Annotated in this window: 16 protein-coding genes; 2 read left to right on the top strand and 14 right to left on the bottom strand. The window is 48.8% G+C overall.

Annotated features, from left to right (window positions below; all coding sequences use genetic code 11):
- Positions 1–34: 34 nt before the first annotated feature.
- The 12 genes from NE473_RS02530 to NE473_RS02475 form a co-directional block, all read right to left on the bottom strand.
- The gene (locus NE473_RS02530; protein ID WP_055650339.1) at positions 35–1,246 is read right to left on the bottom strand and encodes an ABC transporter permease; all 1,212 of its coding nucleotides are present in this window, start codon (positions 1,244–1,246) and stop codon (positions 35–37) included.
- A gap of 17 nt (positions 1,247–1,263) precedes the next feature.
- Positions 1,264–2,472, bottom strand: a complete 1,209-nt coding sequence (locus tag NE473_RS02525; protein WP_055650340.1) for an ABC transporter permease — start codon at positions 2,470–2,472, stop codon at positions 1,264–1,266.
- Positions 2,463–3,257 (bottom strand): ABC transporter ATP-binding protein, encoded by a 795-nt coding sequence (locus tag NE473_RS02520; protein WP_006773149.1) that lies wholly within the window; start codon positions 3,255–3,257, stop codon positions 2,463–2,465. Before NE473_RS02520 ends, NE473_RS02525 begins: the two co-directional genes overlap by 10 nt.
- Positions 3,258–3,273: 16 nt before the next feature.
- Positions 3,274–4,788 (bottom strand): efflux RND transporter periplasmic adaptor subunit, encoded by a 1,515-nt coding sequence (locus tag NE473_RS02515; protein WP_081034887.1) that lies wholly within the window; start codon positions 4,786–4,788, stop codon positions 3,274–3,276.
- 224 nt (positions 4,789–5,012) lie between these two features.
- The gene (locus NE473_RS02510; RefSeq protein ID WP_055650341.1) at positions 5,013–6,695 is read right to left on the bottom strand and encodes a bifunctional diguanylate cyclase/phosphodiesterase; all 1,683 of its coding nucleotides are present in this window, start codon (positions 6,693–6,695) and stop codon (positions 5,013–5,015) included.
- Positions 6,696–7,050: 355 nt separating this feature from the next.
- Positions 7,051–8,280 (bottom strand): alpha/beta hydrolase family protein, encoded by a 1,230-nt coding sequence (locus tag NE473_RS02505; RefSeq protein ID WP_006773152.1) that lies wholly within the window; start codon positions 8,278–8,280, stop codon positions 7,051–7,053.
- Positions 8,280–9,500 (bottom strand): MFS transporter, encoded by a 1,221-nt coding sequence (locus NE473_RS02500; protein WP_055650342.1) that lies wholly within the window; start codon positions 9,498–9,500, stop codon positions 8,280–8,282. Before NE473_RS02500 ends, NE473_RS02505 begins: the two co-directional genes overlap by 1 nt.
- Positions 9,501–9,530: 30 nt before the next feature.
- A complete protein-coding gene (locus tag NE473_RS02495; RefSeq protein ID WP_055650343.1) occupies positions 9,531–10,490 on the bottom strand; it encodes an ABC transporter ATP-binding protein in 960 nt (319 codons plus the stop codon).
- Between the two features lies 1 nt (position 10,491).
- Positions 10,492–11,493: an ABC transporter ATP-binding protein gene (locus NE473_RS02490; RefSeq protein ID WP_006773155.1), complete on the bottom strand. Its 1,002-nt coding sequence runs from the start codon at positions 11,491–11,493 to the stop codon at positions 10,492–10,494.
- A gap of 22 nt (positions 11,494–11,515) precedes the next feature.
- The gene (locus NE473_RS02485; protein ID WP_055650344.1) at positions 11,516–12,415 is read right to left on the bottom strand and encodes an ABC transporter permease; all 900 of its coding nucleotides are present in this window, start codon (positions 12,413–12,415) and stop codon (positions 11,516–11,518) included.
- Positions 12,396–13,364, bottom strand: coding sequence for an ABC transporter permease (locus tag NE473_RS02480; protein ID WP_055650345.1), 969 nt, complete (start codon positions 13,362–13,364; stop codon positions 12,396–12,398). Before NE473_RS02480 ends, NE473_RS02485 begins: the two co-directional genes overlap by 20 nt.
- A gap of 10 nt (positions 13,365–13,374) precedes the next feature.
- Positions 13,375–15,027, bottom strand: a complete 1,653-nt coding sequence (locus NE473_RS02475; protein WP_055650346.1) for an ABC transporter substrate-binding protein — start codon at positions 15,025–15,027, stop codon at positions 13,375–13,377.
- A 327-nt stretch (positions 15,028–15,354) separates the two neighbouring features.
- On the opposite strand from NE473_RS02475, the gene NE473_RS02470 reads away from it, so the two are divergent.
- On the top strand, positions 15,355–16,131 hold the full coding sequence (locus NE473_RS02470; protein WP_006773159.1) for a GntR family transcriptional regulator: 777 nt from the start codon (positions 15,355–15,357) through the stop codon (positions 16,129–16,131).
- A 177-nt stretch (positions 16,132–16,308) separates the two neighbouring features.
- Positions 16,309–17,064 (top strand): GntR family transcriptional regulator, encoded by a 756-nt coding sequence (locus NE473_RS02465; RefSeq protein ID WP_039891469.1) that lies wholly within the window; start codon positions 16,309–16,311, stop codon positions 17,062–17,064.
- A 105-nt stretch (positions 17,065–17,169) separates the two neighbouring features.
- On the opposite strand, the gene NE473_RS02460 is transcribed toward NE473_RS02465, so the two are convergent.
- Both NE473_RS02460 and NE473_RS02455 read right to left on the bottom strand, forming a co-directional pair.
- Positions 17,170–18,189, bottom strand: coding sequence for a transglutaminase domain-containing protein (locus NE473_RS02460; protein ID WP_055650347.1), 1,020 nt, complete (start codon positions 18,187–18,189; stop codon positions 17,170–17,172).
- An 18-nt stretch (positions 18,190–18,207) separates the two neighbouring features.
- Positions 18,208–18,903, bottom strand: coding sequence for a P-II family nitrogen regulator (locus tag NE473_RS02455; protein WP_006773162.1), 696 nt, complete (start codon positions 18,901–18,903; stop codon positions 18,208–18,210).
- Between the last annotated feature and the right edge of the window lie 18 nt (positions 18,904–18,921).

The following is an 18,921-nucleotide window of genomic DNA, read 5'->3' as shown; positions in this document are numbered from 1 at the left end:
GCACACACTTATTTCTTCATGATTTCGAAATTTTTTATTCGTACCGAAGCGCGTCAATGGGGTCTTTTTTCGCCGCCTTCGACGCAGGATATAGACCGAAAAACAGACCGACCAGAGCCGAAAAACCTACTGCGACAAGGACCACCTGGGGTTTTACTACCACCGAAAGACCGAACAGCGCTCCGCCTGCCATGACCAGTCCCGCACCGATGACTACGCCCAGAATTCCTCCAAACGCGGACAAAATCGCTGATTCCGTCAGAAACTGGATCATGACATCGTGGGTTCTCGCTCCCAGAGCCTTTCTGATTCCGATTTCCCTGGTCCGCTCCGTGACGGATACCAGCATGATATTCATGATACCGATGCCTCCCACCAGAAGAGAGATCGCAGCGATGCCTCCCACCGCAGCGGAGAGTCCGCCCATCATGGTATCCATACCGCTCATCTCGTCAAGCGCCGAGTAAAATGTCACATCCGCAGGCTGCCGGTCCTTAAGCCTCGCGATATAAGGGACGATCCGCCCTTCAAATTCCTTCATATCTGTCCCTTCCCTGGCGAAGAGATTCACCTGGAACAGATAATCGTTGGGCCATGTCAGAATCGTATACGGAATAAATGCTTCCTTGGTCTGACCGGTTCCCATCATCATGGCCTCGATCGGAGTCAGCTCCTTCTTATAAACTCCTACCACATTGTAATCATCCGTCTCGCCGTAGACGGTGGTGCGGAACGTTTTTCCAACCGCATTTTCCGTCCCGAACAGCTCCATGGCCCCTTTGGATTCCAGAACCACATTTTTCTTGCGGCCCCTGACATCGGCCTCGTTTAAATTGCGGCCATAAATAATATTAATCTTCTGTACATCCGGATAGTTGTAATCGATTCCCTGAAACTGAAATTTCACTTTATTGCGGCCGTGAAGCGCCTCACCGCTGTAGTAGGCGTTGCTGTCGATATATTCAATATCGTCCTGAAACACTTCTTTGATCCGTTCCATCTGTTCCATATTAAAGTAGTCACTGTCCCGCTGGTCACTGCCGTCGGCCGGCCAGATATAGATCAGAGCTCTGGTCATGCCCACGTTGGCGTACAGACCGGCTACCATGGAACGCATGGTATCTCCTATGGACACGATTGCTATCACAGACCCGATGCCGATGATGATTCCCAGCATGGTGAGAAAGGAACGCATCTTATTGGCTCTGATGGCATGCAGTGCCATAAACATATTTTCAAGCAGCATGATGGTCTCTCCTTTCCCTATTCATAGCGCAGGGCATCAATCGGATCGGCCTTTGCCGCCTTCGATGCCGGATACAGTCCAAAGAAGATTCCAACCAGTGCGGAGAATCCTACCGCCACAAGGATTACAGATACCTTCACAACAGGAACCATCCCCATGGCGCTTCCGCCAATCGTGACAATCCCGACTCCCAGTACGATTCCGATGATGCCTCCGCAGGCCGACATAAGTGCAGACTCTGTCAAAAACTGCATCATGATATCACGGGTACGGGCTCCCAGGGCCTTCCTGATTCCGATCTCCCTTGTTCTCTCCGTAACGGACACCATCATAATGTTCATGATCCCGATCCCGCCTACCAGCAGGGAAATCGCTGCAATACCGCCTACCGCGGCAGACATTCCGCCCAGTACGGTATCCACGCTTCCCATCTGTTCCACAACCGACTGGGTCATGATTTCAGATACCGGTCTTCCTTTTATCTTTGCAACGTAGCGGGCAATCTCAGGCAGAAATGACTTCATATCCACTCCGTCTTTTACATAAAAGTTTAAATCCTGGAAATAATCGCTGGGACGCGTGAGGATCGTGTATGGTATAAAGCCCGACTGCGTGCGTCCGTTGCCCATCATCATCGCCTCCAGCGGAGACAAATCCTTGCGGTAGACACCGACCACGGTAAATTCCTCCGTAGCCTTATTGATGGTCATACGGAATGTTCTGCCGACACAGTTGGCTGTTCCAAACAGCATCTCCGCGCCCTTGTCTTCCAGTACTACATTATTTCTTCGTCCCTTTACGTCAGCTTCGTTCAGTTCACGGCCATAGATAATATTCATGGGCTGTACCTGGGGATAATTATAATCAATGCCCTGAAAGCTGTATTTCACCTTATTTCTGCCATAAACCGCATCGGTGCTGGCATAGGCGTCGCTGTCCATGTATGCAATCTTGTCTTTAAATACTTCCTTTGCCCGGTCCAGTTCATCCAGAGTGAAATAATCACTCATCCGGAAATCATCCACATTCCAGGATACCAGTACAACCGCCCGGTTTACCCCCACATTTTTATAGGCATCCGCATAGAGGGACCGCATGCTGTCACCGACGGAAACAATGGCGATCACCGACGCGATACCGATGATGATTCCCAGCATGGTAAGGAACGAGCGCATCTTGTTAGACCGGATGGCGTGGAGCGCCATGGTCATATTTTCTAGCAGCATGGCGTCCCTTCTTTCTTCATTTTAACTGCTTCCTCTTCCGTAAGTTCCTTCGGAATATTCCGCTTGTCACTCACTACCTGGCCATCCCGGAACCGGATTATCCGTTCCGTGAATGCGGCGATGTCTTCCTCATGGGTAACCACGACTACCGTAGCGCCTTCCTTATGCAGCCGGGAAAACAGCTCCATGATTTCCACAGAGGAGGCGGTATCCAGATTACCGGTGGGCTCATCGGCCAGGATCAGCGGCGGTTCATTCGCCAGAGCCCTCGCAATGGCAACCCTCTGCCGCTGTCCGCCGGAGAGTTCATTGGGCATGTGTTCATACCTTTCTCCCAGGCCCACCCGTTCCAGAAGCTCCAGCGCGCGCTGCTCCCTCATTTTCTTGGATTTGTGAGCGTACGTCATGGGGAGCTCTACGTTCTTCAGCGCCGATGTTCTCGAAATTAAGTTAAAGGACTGGAATACGAAGCCGATCTTTCTGTTCCGGATCGCAGACAGCGCATCCGGACTCATGTCAGCCGTATCGATTCCATCCAGGTAATAATGGCCCATGGTCGGCCGGTCCAGGCAGCCCAAAATATTCATCAGGGTAGATTTTCCGGAACCGGACTGACCCATGATCGCCACAAACTCTCCCCGCTTAATGGTTAAGTTGATTCGTTTTAAGCCCAGAACCTTAATGGAACCGGTATCGTATATCTTCACCATGTCTACAAGCCGGATCAGATCATCCGAGGCTTTTTCGTTCGTGCAGGAAGGAAGCTTTTTTTCCCTTTTCCACATATTGCTTCCTCCTTTTCTATGCAGCCGGAACAGCTACAACGGCCATGCCGTCTGTAAGATACGCCGCCGGTGTCTCGATGATCTGCATTCCCTCTGTCAGCTTTCCTTCCTCTGCCGGAATCACCTGCACCTGGATATCGCTCTCGACTCCTGTGGTCACGGGGATCATATGGGCAATGTTGTCTTCTACGGCTACGATCGCGGTGCTGCCATCCGGCTGCTGATAAAGGGCCGAAACCGGAACCACCCATGCATCCTCTGCCTTCTGAAGTTCAATCTTCGCCTTCGCTGTAATTCCTGCGATCAGGCGGGTATTCTGATCAATAATACGGATCGTCGTCGGGATTACACGCTCCGTGGAGCCGTTTCCCTTCTCCTCACCGGTCGGAGAAATGGCAGTCACCTCGCCCTTAACGTTCTCTCCGTTTAGAATATCCGCACTGATCTCTACCGGCTGGCCGATCTTAACCTTGCCGATGGAATACTCGCTGACATTGATCTTCATCTCCAGGACATCCAGATTTTCAATAATGAACATCGGCTTGTCATCATCCGTCTTATCTGCGAAACGGCCCACCTTACAGTTCACACGGACCACGGTGCCGGCGATGGGGCTGGTAACCTTTGTGTTGGCCAGAAGTTCCTTCTTCTGGTCCAGTTCAAACGCCGCATTCTCAATCTGAAGGGAATACGATTCGTTAGCCACCGGTCTGCCGTCTTTCAGCGTAAATGTCTTGAGTTCGCGCTGCGCGTTGTTCATTGCATCGGAAGCATTCTCCAGCTCCAGCTGAGATGCGCTTCCCGCCTGGAACAATACGTTCGTTCTGTCATAATTGGCCTTTGCCGCATCGTAGTCCTGCCTGGCCTTCGCATAGCCGTTCTCAGCCTCGATCTGTTTTTCATTGTATGTAGTCACTGCAAGGTCATAGGCGTTCTGGGCGATATCCACTTCTTTTTTCGCGTCCTTCTCATCCAGAGTGGCCAGCAGTTGTCCCTTTTCCACACGGTCTCCTTCTTTAACCGGAATCTCCAGAATCTCCGCGTGTAAATTGGATACAACTTCCACACTGTCAGTTCCCTCCACAGGGCCGCTGACCGAAAGCATCTCCACCACTTCGCCCCTGCTCAGCGGAAATGTGGCAGCCATCATCTGGGGCGCCTTGCCTCCTCCCATCACTTTGGAAGCACCAAAAATGACTACCACTGCGGCTCCGGCACCGACAAGGATTTTCTTCCTGACGCTCCATTTTTTCCTGCGTCCCCGTTCTCCTTTTTTCTTCTTTTTCTTCTTTTTCTTTCCGGAGTTGTCTTCCTCCATGAGCTCCTTCAGTTCTTCATTAAACTCCTCGTCGCTCATCTGTTCTTCCATCTCCGGCTCAGACTCCGCGCCGCCCTTCCGGTTCCGGTCCGGATCCGCTGATCTTTCTTCCGCCGCAAACTTCTCAGCATCGGCTACGACATCATCCATCTTTACCTGGATGGCGTCCGCCTCTTTACCGTCTATTTCCACGTGGTTGAATTCGTCTTTCATACGTCTCTTTCCTCCTGATTAATATCTCGCTCCATTCTCCCCCATTATAATGGCATCTCATAATCTTTTACAACAATAAATTCTTATAATTTTCTAAAGTTTTTACCAAATTTGCCATTATTCTGGAAATAATCCATCTGTTTTGGCAGATAAATAGAAAGAAGAGACCTGCCGCGGCCTCTTCTCTGTTACCGTTCCTTCAATGTTACCGTTCCTTCAAGAAATCATGCTTCCCAGAATTTCTTTTCAAATTCCTCCTGAAGCAGTGGTTTCGATATGTAATATCCCTGAATGCAGTCGGCCTCTAAGGAACAGACCGTATCCAGCTCATTCTTACGCTCTACGCCTTCCACACATACGGATATTCCCACTCTGTGGCAGAGCTGGATCACCGAACCGATAAACGACCGGTTAAATTCATTCTCTTTGTCTCCGATGGCAGTGATAAACAGACGGTCAATCTTCACGATATCTGCCGGCGACTGGGAAAGCATGCCCAGAGAGGAATAACCGGTTCCAAAATCATCCATGGCAATCTGTATCTTTAAATTGCGAAGGAGCCGGAAGGCTTCCTTAAGCGCCTCCATGTCCGTGACGAAGCAGCTCTCCGTCAGTTCCAGGACGATATGGGCGGGAGGAAGATTGTATTGATTCAAAGTCTGCTTCACGAAATCTATAAATGACTCATCGAGCATCTGCAGATACGAAATATTGACATTCATGATAAAATCAGGCTGATACGTGAGCCACTTTTTACAGGTTCGCACCGCTTCCTCCAGAACCCATTTTCCGACGGGTACGATCAGGCCGCCTGCCTCCAGAAGCGGTATGAACTCGACCGGAGAAACCACGCCGTAGGGCTCACAGGACCATCGAAGCAGAGCCTCCGCACCAGAAACCTGCAGGGTATCCGAATGCACAAACGGCTGGTAGGCAAGATGAAAGGACTCCATACCGTTCATCACACTGAGCTGAAGGCGGCTGGAAAGCTCCAGCGCGCGCCTTCTGGTGTGCATCATATCCTGCGAAAAGAACGTAACTGTATTCTTCCCGTTCTGTTTGGACACCTCCAGAGCGCTTAGCGCACAGGTCAGCAGCTCCTGATAGCCGTTACCGTCTTTGCCCATCATGGCTACACCGACGGATACCGTGAGAAAATACGCACTGTCGTCGATCTTATGGGGCCGGTTGCAGTACACGTGAATCTTCTGATACAGAGCACGCAGTTCCGCTTCCCCGGCGCCGGGATAGACGACCGCGAATTCATCGCCGTCAAACCGGTATATGGCTGCCTCAGGCGGAAGAAGCTGCTGAACACTCTGTGCAAACTGGCGCAGTACGGCATCGCCAAAGATATGGCTGTTCAAATCGTTGATTCTCACGAAATCGTCCAGACCCAGAAGAAGAATTCCTCCCTCTGCATGTTCTTCACTGTCGAAAATCCGTCCGACTTCCTTCTCACATTCCCGATTGGTAAACAACCCTGTCGTATAGTCAATCTTCCCCTTACTGCCCAGGTCCGTGACCACTCCGGCGAAAATCACAGGCTCGCCTTCCTCATTTCTCTTAAGGACACCGCGGCAGCATACCCAAACATACTCCCCTTTACGGTTGAGCACCTGATACTCCACATCGTGAACATCGGTCTCACCGTCCAGCATCTCCTCAATCGATTTCGAATACCGTTTAAAATCCCTGGGATGGACCAGATTCCCCCATACGGTAACGAGTCCCGGCACCAGCCTGCCTTCCAGCTCAAAGTCTCTCTGCATATTCGGGGATACCAGCGCGACATCAGTCTTCATGTTAATGATATAGATATAATTATCCGTGCTTCTGACAAGCGCGCTGTAAAACATGCCTGCATCTGCGCCAAACCCGGCAAAAAGTTCATCCTCTGAAGCCATTGTCTCCCCTTCTTCCTGTGTACGGTTTTCTAATCATATAATTTCTTTATGTTTATCCTAAGCTGCCTTCTATTCTTTGGTGTTTATCTTTCCATTTCATTAATACATTGTACTATAATAGATACAATCCAAACTGTCAAGAAAATTGTCAAAACCGTAATTACAGAACCATTCAATACATATTTTACCATAATTGCGTTTCTTTTACTACCGGAATTCAGTTTAACTTCTTTAAGCAGGAATACGGACCGGATAATGAAACACTTTATGCGTTAAATTTAACTCGAAAAAGCCAGCGTAGTTATTCGCTGGCCAATCCAATAAACCTATTAAAATTTCACATTCTTACAGTCAATCAGTATCGATACTCCTCTTCCACAATCTTCCCCGTCTTACCATCTCTCCTGAACTGCTTGAAGAAGTCCCACAGGAGTTCTGCCATGAGAACCGGCGGCCAGTGGGGATTATTTTCCACCGCAACATAGCGGAACGCATTAATATGCTCCCTGTTCCAGATATTCAGCGTGTAATATTTATAGCCGTAGTGCCAGATAATCTCCTCCTTGTCCCCATAAAATCCCAGAACGTGATGAAGTTCATCCTCCGGAGTATTCAGATAAGAGATACACGTTTTTGAATCCCTTGGTTCACAGTTTAAGGTATCCATGCGCTTGTTTAAACGGCCGATCATCCATTCGTGCCTGTCTTCCCCCTCAGGCGGTACCGGCATATCGCTGAACCGGCGGCGGCCGCCGTGGATCCGGGTCGGGTCCTTTGAGTCGTCGCGGCGGTCATCCAGATACGTTTCTCCGCTGCATTCTCTGCCCCAGTCCTTCCTCGGTTTCCAGTCATTAATCGGAACAAAGCTGGAGGCCTCGCATACTCCTACCACCTGCATAAACGGCACCAGAGCATTCTTTAAATTCTGTGTTTCCTCCTCCGTATAGGGTACGTTAAAATTATCGTATTCCCTGTAGATATCATTTCCGCAGGGTCCCACCGCGGTCAGCTTCCATGGAATTCGGAAATAAGCAGATGTGACCTGATATCCCCCCTGAGAATAGCCGCAGAGATAGACACGTTCCCGGTCCAGAGGGTATCTCTCACTGATCAGCTCCAACACACGCTCAAAGTTCTCCCAGTTGGTATTCTGTAAATAAGCCACCATAAATTTATCTCTTCCCGCTAATTCAGCAAATCCCAGAGAGAATTCCTCGCACTCAATGGAATTGCCGCCGCCGTGGTTATAGAAGACAATCGGATATTTTTTCTTTCTGCCTTCCTCCGTCTCCATTTCCACAGGTGTTAAGATCACCCAACGGGCATAGTAATCCTCACCGTCGTACATCTCTTTTTTTAGACCGCAGCCCCTGTAATACTCCATAGCGGCCTCACCCATGGCATCATGTTCATATTTAAAACGGAGCTGCATCCGTCTGGCACACGCTTCTCCATATGGACTGTCAATCATGCTGTCGATATCCGCGCTTCCGTTATGGGCGGTATGGAAGTACTCCAGCACTCTGGCAAACTTCTCTCCTGTCTCCGGATTCGTCTCCGGAGACCAGTAGTCTTTTCGATTCATCAAACTGCCTCCTCTTTCTCCTGCCCGGCTGAATTAATCCTGGTTCGGAACATAAGCACGATGACCAGTGCTAATGCTACCGGAAGGATCATGATTCTCCACATGGCTGCATAGCCGAAGCGACCGGCCAGAGAGCCTGCAATCAGTGGTCCCACCAGGTTTCCAAGATCCTGGCCAATATAGTTGGTGGAGCTTCCGGCTCCCCGCTTTTCCTTTGGTACACATTTCATGCACAGCGTCTGCACTGATGGTTGACATGCACCATATCCAAACGCCGAGACAAAGGCAGCCAGCAAAAACATCCATATGTTGGTTGCAAAGCTGATCAGCAGAAATGCCAGCGCAAAGCAGAACATGGCGGGAATAAAGATTTTTACCAGGCCGTGTTTATCGCCGAATCTGCCAATCACCGGCCTGGTAACCAGAAGCGTCACCGCATATACGGTGAAAAAATACCCGATGTTTACACCGCATCCCCTTTCCTCCGCGTAAATGACAAGAAATGTTGTGATGTTATAATAAACCATACAGAGCAAAAACATCAGTACAGCAGGAAGTATCGCCTCCCTGGCGATTATACTGTCAAGGGAAATGCTGTACCGTTTTACGGATTTGACGTGCTTGTTGCGGATCCGGCTGGCCGCCACCGCCGCCAGACACATGGTAACCGCCCCGATCATAAATGTATAATGGTAGCCGATCGTTCTGGATAGTGACAGACCGATGGTAGGTCCTATAGACTGGCAGATAACCTGAGCCAGGGAAAAGTAAGAAATACCGGTACCCAGACGATTCGGAGGCAGAGTGTCCGTAGCCAGCGCCAGGCAGCATGTGGCCGAGAAGGCCTGCCCCGCCCCCTGAAGAAGCCTGCTGGCCAGAAGTACCGGGATGGATCCGGAAAAGCTGTATCCGGCATAGGACGCCGCCATAATCAGCATGGCAAATACCAGAATATACCGTTTGTTAAATGTGTCTATAGCTGGTGCTGCGAAAATCTTGAAGATCAGTGCTGTGTAAGCAAACGCGCTGGTCACCAGTCCCACGATGATGGGTGCGGCTCCCAGATGGTTGGCATATTTGGCCACCAGGGTGTTCATCATCTGCTGTCCCATAAACATCAGCATATTGGCGATAAATACACTGATGAAAGAAGCGTTCCAGATTTTGTCGGGGATCTTTTCTTCTGTTTTACTCGTTTTTAGTGCTATACTGCTGCTCATTTCTAGTCTCCTATTCTGCTGAATACCGGGTTACAGGCCACCTATTTCTCTGGCACGGCAGCAGGAAACGAAATGGTTCGGAAGCAGTTCCTCCAGATGCTGTGGCTCGTGGCATTTATCACAAACATAGGGACAGCGCGAAGCGAATCTGCAGCCTGGTTTCGGATTAACCGGAGAAGTGATCTCCCCCTTTAATATAATTCGCTCTCTCTTCGCATGGATATCCACTGATGGTATCGCAGAGAGCAGTGCCCTGGAATATGGGTGCAGCTGCTTTTCAAACAATTCACCGGACGGCGCCGTCTCCACCAGCTGGCCTAAATACATGACGCAGATATCATGGGAAATATGACGTACAACTGACAAATCATGGGTAATAAACATATAGGTCAGATGGTATTCATCCTGTAAATCCATAAGCAGATTCAAAATCTGCGCCTGAATGGATACGTCCAGAGCGGAAACCGGTTCGTCACATACCACAAACTTCGGATTTAGGGCCAGCGCCCGGCCGATTCCCACACGCTGGCGTCGTCCCCCATCCAGTTCATGAGGGTATGCATTTCTTAAACGCTCCTCGATTCCCACCAAATCCATGATCCGGACGGTCTCAGCCTCTAAGGAACCTCTGTCTGAGAAGCGCTTCGACAAAATCAGCGGTTCCTGGATGATAGCTTTTACCGTCATGCGCGGGTTCAGCGAAGCATACGGGTCCTGAAATATAATCTGCATCTTCTCTCTGAGCCGTTTTAATTCCTTGTCCTTTACTTTTGTCACGTCTTCTCCCTCAAAATAAATTGAGCCCTCTGTGCTCTGCAGAAGATGGATCATCGTCCGTCCCAGAGTTGATTTACCGCATCCGGACTCGCCAACCACCCCCATGGTACGGCCCGGCATGATTTTAAATGACACATCGTCCACCGCATGCACTTTTCCTTTTGGAGAATCAAAATGCTTTTTGAGATTTCGCGCTTCGATTAATGCCTCCATGTCAATCCTCCTTTTTCTGAACTGTACCGTTTTTTAAGCAACGGTTCCAGTGACCCGTTTCTACTTCCCGTAAGGGAACCGGGTGTTTTCTGCACTCTTCTGTGGCGTATGGACATCTTGGGTGAAACGCGCAGCCTTCGGGCAAATGGATCGGATCAGGCGGAAGACCCTCAATGGGATTCAGCCTTCGGACTTCCTTGCTCAGATCCGGCAGGGCACCAAAAAGTCCCCGTGTATAGGGATGGGAGGGATTATCATAGACAGCTTCCTTGGATCCGTATTCTATAATCTCTCCTGCATAGACCACCGCCACATCATCTGCTACGTCAGCGACAACTCCCAGGTCATGGGTGATCATAATCATAGCCGTATTCATCTGATCTCTCAGGGCTTTAATCATCTCCAGCACCTGCGCCTGAATCGTTACGTCCAGGGCTGTGGTCGGTTCGTCCGCCAGCAGCAGGTCAGGGCTGCAGGCCAGCGCCATGGCAATGACTACCCGCTGTTTCATTCCACCCGAAAACTGGTGCGGATAATCGTTTACACGGTCATCCGAGATGCCCACCATGTTAAGCATATCGCAGGCACGGTTTAAAGCTTCCGCCCGGCTTATCTTCTGATGCTGCCGGATTCCCTCGGCGATCTGCTCTCCTACCCGTTTGACCGGGTTAAGCGCCGTCATCGGATCCTGAAAAATCATGGATATCTTATTCCCCCGGACCTTTCGCATCTCCTCCTCTTTCAGCTGCAGCAAATCTACACCATCTAAATAGACACTTCCGGACGGCACTCTGGCAGGCGGATCAGGAAGGACACGTAAGATCGCCTTTGCAATGGATGTCTTGCCGGCTCCCGTCTCTCCAACCAATGCCAGCGTCTTCCCCTTTTCCAGATGAAAAGAGACTCCATTGACCGCATGTACGACCTCTCCCTCCATTGTATACTCTACGACCAGTTCCTTTACTGACAGGAAGGAATCTGTTTCGATCTTTTTATTTATCATATACACACCTCTTTGTTATGAGTTACTTATTCAGCTTTGGATCAAGCGCATCACGAACTGCGTCCCCGATCAGATTAAACGACATGACAACAATCATGATAAACACACCCGGACAAATCATCAGGTATGGATACTGCCGCACGTAGGATCTGGCATCAGACAGCATGGCCCCCCACTCCGGCAGCGGCGGCTGGACACCAAGACCGATATAGCTTAAGGTCGCCGAAACGATCAGGCCGCCGGCAATCGCCAGAGTACAATGAACAATAAACGGCGTGATTGCATTAGGGATGACGTGCCGGAAGATAATTCTTGCATTTCTGCAGTTGATAGACTCCGCCGCCTCTATGTATTCCAGTCCGCGGATGGCCAGGATATTAGCGCGAATCGTCCGGGCAAAGTTAGGGATGCCAGCGATTCCCACTGCAAGAACCGTCTTAAAGAACCCGGCTCCCAAAACGGAAGAGACACAGATTGCCATGAGTACCTGGGGAATCGAGTGAAAAATATCCAGGAAACGCATGATTAAGTTATCCACCTTCCCTCCGAAAAAACCGGCGATCGATCCCAGAATCAGCCCTCCAGTTCCTGAAATCGCCACGGAGACGATTCCGACAGAAAGGGAGAATCGTCCGCCGTACAGGATTCTCGAAAGCATATCTCTGCCCATGGAATCCGTCCCCAGCCAATGCTCTCTCGAAGGTGGTGCAAACGCATTCTGTAAATTCATTTCTGCGTAATTGTAGCGGCAGATGTATGGGGCCAGAATTGCCAGAACCGCCAGGATAATCAAAATGGACAGACCAAACATGGCTTCTTTCCGTCTCGCCATTCTTCTCAAAAAGATTGAAAACATGGATTCATTTTTTCTCTTCGTACCGCCCGCAGCAGCAGACGCAGTATTATTTTTTATTTTTTCCATTCTTTGTACTCCTCTGCTTATTCTCATACTGGGCTTTGATTCTGGGGTCGACATAGGCGTAGATAACATCCACGATCAGCATGACCACACTGAAAGTGATCGCCGAGAAAATAACAGATCCCTGTACTGCCCCATAATCACGGTAATTGATTGCCTGTACCATATAGGTACCAATTCCAGGAATCGTAAATACATTTTCGATGACTATGGCGCCTCCTAAAAGGCCGGAGAACTGTGTACCCGCGTAGGTGATAATCGGTATCATGGAGTTTGGAAGAATATGCCCCATAAGAACCTTCTTCTCGCTCACCCCCTTAGCCCTCGCTGTTGTCACATAATCCGCCCGGATACACTCCAGCACACTGGACCGCGTCTGTCTGGCGAATCCGGCGATTCCGCCAAAGGAGTTGGCGATAGCCGGAAGGATATAAAATTTTAGCCCTCCGATTCCATAAGAGGGAAGCAGCCCCAGCTTCATGGAAAATAAAAGTACCAGCAGAATCGCCAGCCAGAAGGAAGGCATGGATACGCCAAACATGGCAACAATCATGGAGGCACGGTCGGAAACCGTATTCTGGTGGGTTGCCGCAATTACCCCAAGCGGCACCCCCACACAGATGGAGATCAGCATACTGGCCACAGCCAGCGTAAATGTTCTTGGAAAACGAGTCAGCATGTCCGCTGTAACGCTGGTTCCGTACTGAAAGGAGGTCCCCAGATCAAAACGTAAAAACACTCCGCTGGCGTAATTCCAGAACCGGTGGAGATACGAGCCGTTTAAGCCCAGCATCTCTCTTGCCTGTTCAATCTCCGCCGGCGTTGCACTGGATCCAAGCATGATAGCCACCGGATCACCAGGAATGAAGAACATGATTGTAAAAATCAGAAATGTCACACCCATAATAACCGGAATCAGCCACAAAATTCTTTTCGCAATATATTTACCCATTGAATAGACCTCACTTAAAATTCGTATAGTCACACGCCGGTCCTACCAGCTGTCCCCACGGGTGATTGACGAGACCAATGGTGTCACGTCCAACAGAGAACGTATAGGACTGATAGAGTCCGTATGCATATGCATTATCACGGACGTAATCATGCAGCGCTTCCACTGTCTCGTCGCCGTGTGTGCTGATTTCATGAGCGGCTTCCACCAGATTCTGTAATGCTTCATCTTTTACAAAGCACTTGGGAGCTTTCCCATCTGCACCGGCGTCAAAGATTCCATCGTAAATACTTGTCACGTAACACTCCGTTCCCTGTATGAATACATATAAATCCCACTGAGCCGGGTCATACTGATACGTAGCCAGCAGAGAGTTATCGTAAGCGTTGATCTCTACATCCAGTCCAGCTGCAATCAGCTGACTCTGAATCACTACCGCAGTGTCTTTGTACTGCTGATCGATCAGCAGGCGGATATGAAGAGGGGCCCCCGTTGCCGGATCAATCCCTCCCGGATAGCCTGCTTCGTCAAGCATTGCTTTCGCCTGGTTCAGATCAAAATCATAGTAATCTTCATTGTTCCAATCCGGGTTGTAATCGCCGCAGAGCTTATCGCCCAAATCCCTGATGGCCTCGCCATTCCCTCTTAAGCCACCGGCAATGATGTCTTCCTGATTGATGGCATAGCAGATAGCCTGACGCAGCGCCAGATTACCGTCGAACATCTGGCCTTCGTCCATGTTAAACGCAAGAATCATGGGGGCTGAGGATAGCACCTTATTTACACTGTATCCCTCAGTCGGTGTACCGTCCTGGTTCATGAAGTAACCGATCTCAGCATTGTTGCAAACAGTAATGATATCGTCTTCCCCCATCTGAAGAGCAATCGTTGCCTGGCTGGCTTCCGTGACAATGTTGTAAACAAGTTTGTCAACACCCTGATCGTACGCATTGGCCGCATAGCTTCTCAAGTTCTTATCCGTCTGCCAGTAATCCGGATTTTTCTCCAGTACATAATAGGAACCGGAAACACATTCTGTCACCTGATAGGCTCCTGAGGTAATCGGTTTTGTGGAAAACTGATCCTTATATTCTTCATATGTCTTCTGGCTCACAATACAGCACTGGGCCAGCATATATTCGAAAGCGCCCACAGTAGTTGTCTTTAATTTGATTTCCAGATTATAGTCATCGATCACCGTGGCTGATTCCATATAGTTTGTAAACCTCGTGAAGTTTCCCGATTGCGAAATGCTGTTTAAACAGAACACCACATCGTTTGCATTAATCGGATTTCCCAACGCATCGTGTATATAATCATAAAGTTCAATCTCAAACGTTACGTCGTCCTTCTGCTCGATATTCTTTGCCATAATCCACTGCATCTGATCCCAGCTGGTTCCGAAATCCTTGAAAATGGCAATATTGTCATAGACAGCGTACCGCAGAAAATTACGCCCCTGCGTAGGAGGTGCAAACGGATCTAAGTCCCCCATTGTAGTCGTCATCGCAATGTTAACAATTTTTTCCCCCTCTGCAGAAGCTTCCTTCCCCACCGGAGTCTTTACCGCCGTTTCACCGCTTCCCCCGTTGCCTCCACATGCTGTCAGACTTCCCAGCATGGTCACTGCCAGAGCCACTGCCAATACTTTTTTCAGCTTCATATACCTTCCTCCTTATTCTGGTCACAATTGTGACTGTCTGTGTTTAGACTCTTTGATGATTAAGATACATTTAAAATACAAATTCATATCTAATTCATCTTTTACAAGATTACCATAATAGCCTCATTTTTCAATGGTATTTTTTCACAATAATGGTCCTATATTTTTATGAATTTTGCTATTTTGTTTGTTATAACGCGTTTTTTTCGTATGTTTCGTTGTATTTGTATCTATTTTATGATATGTATAGTAATGTATAAGGTATCTAATACATACTTGTTTCCCCTTTAGGATTCATTTCATTTTATTTCATGGAGGTATCTTTTGATGGTACAGACAAAGAACAAATTAAAATATATGGAAATTTACAGAGATATAAAAGAAAGAATTGCTTCCAGAAACTATGGGGCAGGCAGTCTTCTTCCCACAGAGGACGAACTTACACAACTGTATTCTGCGAGCCGTACCACCATAAGAAGAGCAATTGCTCTCCTGCAAGAAGATGGGCTGGTAAAAACCGTGCAGGGAAAAGGTACAGAGGTAATCAGTCCTAAGAAATGGTCGCGGCCTTATCCATTTCAGGAGTACAGAAATTTAAATCACGCAACAAGTTTTCGCGGTTCTCCTCTCATGGAAGGAGAAATCATCACTCAGGAAGCCCTTGTTGATATGGTACCGGCAGAAATAAAAATCGCCGAAGCTCTTTCCATCGCCATTGGCTCTGATGTCTACAGGATTCAGCGCATCAAAAGTTTAAATGACACAGTATTTGCCTATGTCATCAGCTATGTCCCATGTTCTTTAGCCCCAGGCCTGGAACAGTACAGCGGGAAATTCTTCATCCTGTATCATTGTCTGCAGGAATACTATGGTCTCGTCGTTACGAAAGTGGAAGAAACCATCGCCTCGGCCAGTTCCGGTTTTCTGGAATCACGCCTGCTTGGAGTCACGCCAGGATCTCCGCTTCTTACATTTCAGCGAACCGCTTACTGGAAAGAGGGAATTATGGAATATTCTGAATCCAGTTTTCGTCCAGATATATACCAAATTGCGGTGACCATCGAAGGACCTTTTGAATGGACAAGCTCAGATCAGCTTTCTTAGAACAAAAATCGTCATTGAAGATCACAGCCTGTCCGTCAAAGGTCGAAACAGATACAGTAAAGGTATTCAAAACATACCCTTTATTTCTGCAATCTATTGACTTTCTTCAATACGTCTTTTATAATGGCCTGATGAACAACTTTTTATTTGGACCCACACCGAAAGGAGGCAATCATCTTGGATAAAAATGCGCCAAAATATGTATCGGTTTACAATGCGATTAAGGCAGATATCTTATCTTCAAAATATCCGACAGATTCCTTTCTCCCCCCGGAAAACGAACTGATGGAAATCTATGGTGTCAGCCGGACCACCATACGAAACGCCGTTAACCTGCTTCGGGACGAACATATCGTGGAAGTTCACCAGGGAAGAGGCACCAGAGTACTCCAGTCAGCAAAATACATTACCCCTTATAAATTTTTGAGTGTAAAAAATCAGGCCTCGGTCACGACGCAATTTCGCCTGGAAGGAAGCTGTTCCGTCAGCGCACAGGGAGCCGTTATCGATATCATTCCAGCCGAACTGAAAGTAGCCAGGGCATTAAACATTGAGAACGGCAGTGATGTGTACCGCCTTCAGCGTGTTAAAATGGTGAACGACACGATATTCGCCTATGTGGTCAGTTACGTCCTGCCCGAAATTGCCCCCGGTCTGGAGCAGTATAATGGGGAAATCTACTTTTTGTACCGCTTTTTAAAAGAGAAATACGATATTAATTTTGAGAATGGCAAAGACATCATCTCCGCAGGAATTGCCGGTTTTATGGAGTCACGGCTGTTGAATATCAACCCCGGATCCCCTCTTCTGATCTTTAACAGAACGACATACCAGCACGGAACCCCCTTTGAATATTCGGAAAGTATCAATCGAGGCGATCTGTTGGAACTGGTGGTAGACAGCTTTGCATCTTCACCGAATTCTTATTATTAGGAATGATGATCATAAAACGCAAAAATAGCCGGTAGAATTATTTCATCGGCTATTTTTCATGTTTTATGCGGTACTGTTGTATTCCTGACCTAACTGTATCTTCTCTTACCCAATACTCTCCCCTTCATTCGCCGTCTCCACCAGCAGTTCTTCTCCCGGAAATTCGTCGATGAACTCTGCTGAAAAGACAGCCTGCGGCCAGTTAAGTCCGGCTCTCACATGCTTTCCCTTCTGTTTTGCAGCCTCCTCCAAAAGAGTTAAGAGTTCCTCCACCATGGCCCGCGTCAGATAGCCGCCTCTCCAGTGGAACACAAGCGGCTTTCCCTTTTTTACCGCCTGCGCGGCACGTTTGGCCACATCTTCCGTCTTTGTGAAGGACAGCTTCTTTTCCCTGTAATAGAAATGGTCTCCGTCACTGCACGGCGGCGCCGGATAAAGGGCTGGCTCGTGATCGCGGAACAGCTGCTTATCATCCAGGTTAAAGTAGTCGTAGCGGATGGTCTCCCCATGACCAAGGCTGTTGTCAAAGGTGGCATCCAGATGGTAATATCTGCCGCCGATTCTCACAATATTCCATGCATGGCGGTATTTGATGTTCTTCTCCGGATTCGCTTCGGATATGGCGATCATGCACCAGATTCCCAGGGAGTCGCAGAGAATCTTTACAGTCTTTGCTATCCCCTCGCAGACCCCCACCCCCTGGCCCAAAGGACCGATGATCTCATGGGAATACGGTTTTTTCAGCTTATCGTAGCGGACGCCGGTGCAGATAAAATCGTGGATATACCGTTCCTTCTCCCACTCTGTCAATGATTCGGCAGGGCGGGCCAGCTTGGCGATTCTGGCCTTCATGGCCTTCTGATGGTCCTTCACCTTTCCCTTGTCAAATAAGTATTCCGGTATCATCTCCACGCTGCCTGAATTCTGGTAAAACCGGTAATGGAATCCGGTTCCGTAAAAAATCTCAGGGCAGTCCAGCCGGAGCCTGAAAAAGATATCCGCCAGTTCTCTGTTTTCCAGCCGCGGAACCGCGAAGGAAGGAGCGAGGGCTGTCAGCCCGGTTTTCATAGCATGATATGCGCTCTGCTCTGTCCTGTTCATTCGGCTGTAATAGTATGGTTCCATGGTTAATCGTTCTCCTGCCTAATCATTATCGTCTTTTGCCTCTTCCATAAGGCGCATACCCGCCGTGCTCGTCACCGGAAGTGAAAAAGCGACGGCCCGGGCCTTGCTTGCAGGACCCGCTTTTTCCATAATGTTCTTCATGACACGGTTCTTCATGCCGCTCTTTACGACGATAAATACCATCTCCTTCTCCGCCACAAGGGAGACGCCGAGATATTTCTCCGCCCGCTCCAAGCCAGTGCCTCTGGCGTGAATTACGGTTCCTCCGACTTCCTCCACCTCCCGGGCAGCGTCCATAACCATGTTCGTATATCCCTGGTTGGCAATCACAATCAGGAGTTCATATTTCGTGTCTTTCAATGAGCTTTCCTCCCCTTTTTCAAAATTCTGATTCTCTGTCAAAAACAGCAGCGGCTTCTTGCCGCCAATGCTGCTTAACGGAATGATAAAGGCTATGCCCGTGCCGGGAACGTCAATTTTTAAATGCTTCTGTAAATCCGATTTTATCTCTTTCCACACAGTGCCTGTCACGATGGACAGCATCACGGCCTTCTCCGTCTCCTCGAGACCTAAATAGTCCAGAGTCTCACTGACCGCGGTTCCGTTTCCCACAGTGATGAAGGTGACGTCCGCTCCATGGTGCCCATACAGAGTATGAAACTTCTTTACTCCGGTTCTTTCCGTGATTGTAACCATTAAATACAATTCGCTCATACTGCAGTCCTTTCTTTC

The organism is Hungatella sp. SL.1.14, from assembly GCF_024460495.1.
Taxonomy (GTDB): domain Bacteria; phylum Bacillota; class Clostridia; order Lachnospirales; family Lachnospiraceae; genus Hungatella; species Hungatella hathewayi.
This window is presented reverse-complemented; position numbering and strand designations above follow the sequence as displayed.

Bases quoted from the DNA above. Each gene is read 5' to 3' on its own strand.
- NE473_RS02530 (WP_055650339.1), bottom strand. From the start codon at position 1,246: ATGCTGCTTGAAAATATGTTTATGGCACTGCATGCCATCAGAGCCAAT.
- NE473_RS02525 (WP_055650340.1), bottom strand. From the start codon at position 2,472: ATGCTGCTAGAAAATATGACCATGGCGCTCCACGCCATCCGGTCTAAC.
- NE473_RS02520 (WP_006773149.1), bottom strand. From the start codon at position 3,257: ATGTGGAAAAGGGAAAAAAAGCTTCCTTCCTGCACGAACGAAAAAGCC.
- NE473_RS02515 (WP_081034887.1), bottom strand. From the start codon at position 4,788: ATGAAAGACGAATTCAACCACGTGGAAATAGACGGTAAAGAGGCGGAC.
- NE473_RS02510 (WP_055650341.1), bottom strand. From the start codon at position 6,695: ATGGCTTCAGAGGATGAACTTTTTGCCGGGTTTGGCGCAGATGCAGGC.
- NE473_RS02505 (WP_006773152.1), bottom strand. From the start codon at position 8,280: ATGAATCGAAAAGACTACTGGTCTCCGGAGACGAATCCGGAGACAGGA.
- NE473_RS02500 (WP_055650342.1), bottom strand. From the start codon at position 9,500: ATGAGCAGCAGTATAGCACTAAAAACGAGTAAAACAGAAGAAAAGATC.
- NE473_RS02495 (WP_055650343.1), bottom strand. From the start codon at position 10,490: ATGGAGGCATTAATCGAAGCGCGAAATCTCAAAAAGCATTTTGATTCT.
- NE473_RS02490 (WP_006773155.1), bottom strand. From the start codon at position 11,493: ATGATAAATAAAAAGATCGAAACAGATTCCTTCCTGTCAGTAAAGGAA.
- NE473_RS02485 (WP_055650344.1), bottom strand. From the start codon at position 12,415: ATGGAAAAAATAAAAAATAATACTGCGTCTGCTGCTGCGGGCGGTACG.
- NE473_RS02480 (WP_055650345.1), bottom strand. From the start codon at position 13,364: ATGGGTAAATATATTGCGAAAAGAATTTTGTGGCTGATTCCGGTTATT.
- NE473_RS02475 (WP_055650346.1), bottom strand. From the start codon at position 15,027: ATGAAGCTGAAAAAAGTATTGGCAGTGGCTCTGGCAGTGACCATGCTG.
- NE473_RS02470 (WP_006773159.1), top strand. From the start codon at position 15,355: ATGGTACAGACAAAGAACAAATTAAAATATATGGAAATTTACAGAGAT.
- NE473_RS02460 (WP_055650347.1), bottom strand. From the start codon at position 18,189: ATGGAACCATACTATTACAGCCGAATGAACAGGACAGAGCAGAGCGCA.
- NE473_RS02455 (WP_006773162.1), bottom strand. From the start codon at position 18,903: ATGAGCGAATTGTATTTAATGGTTACAATCACGGAAAGAACCGGAGTA.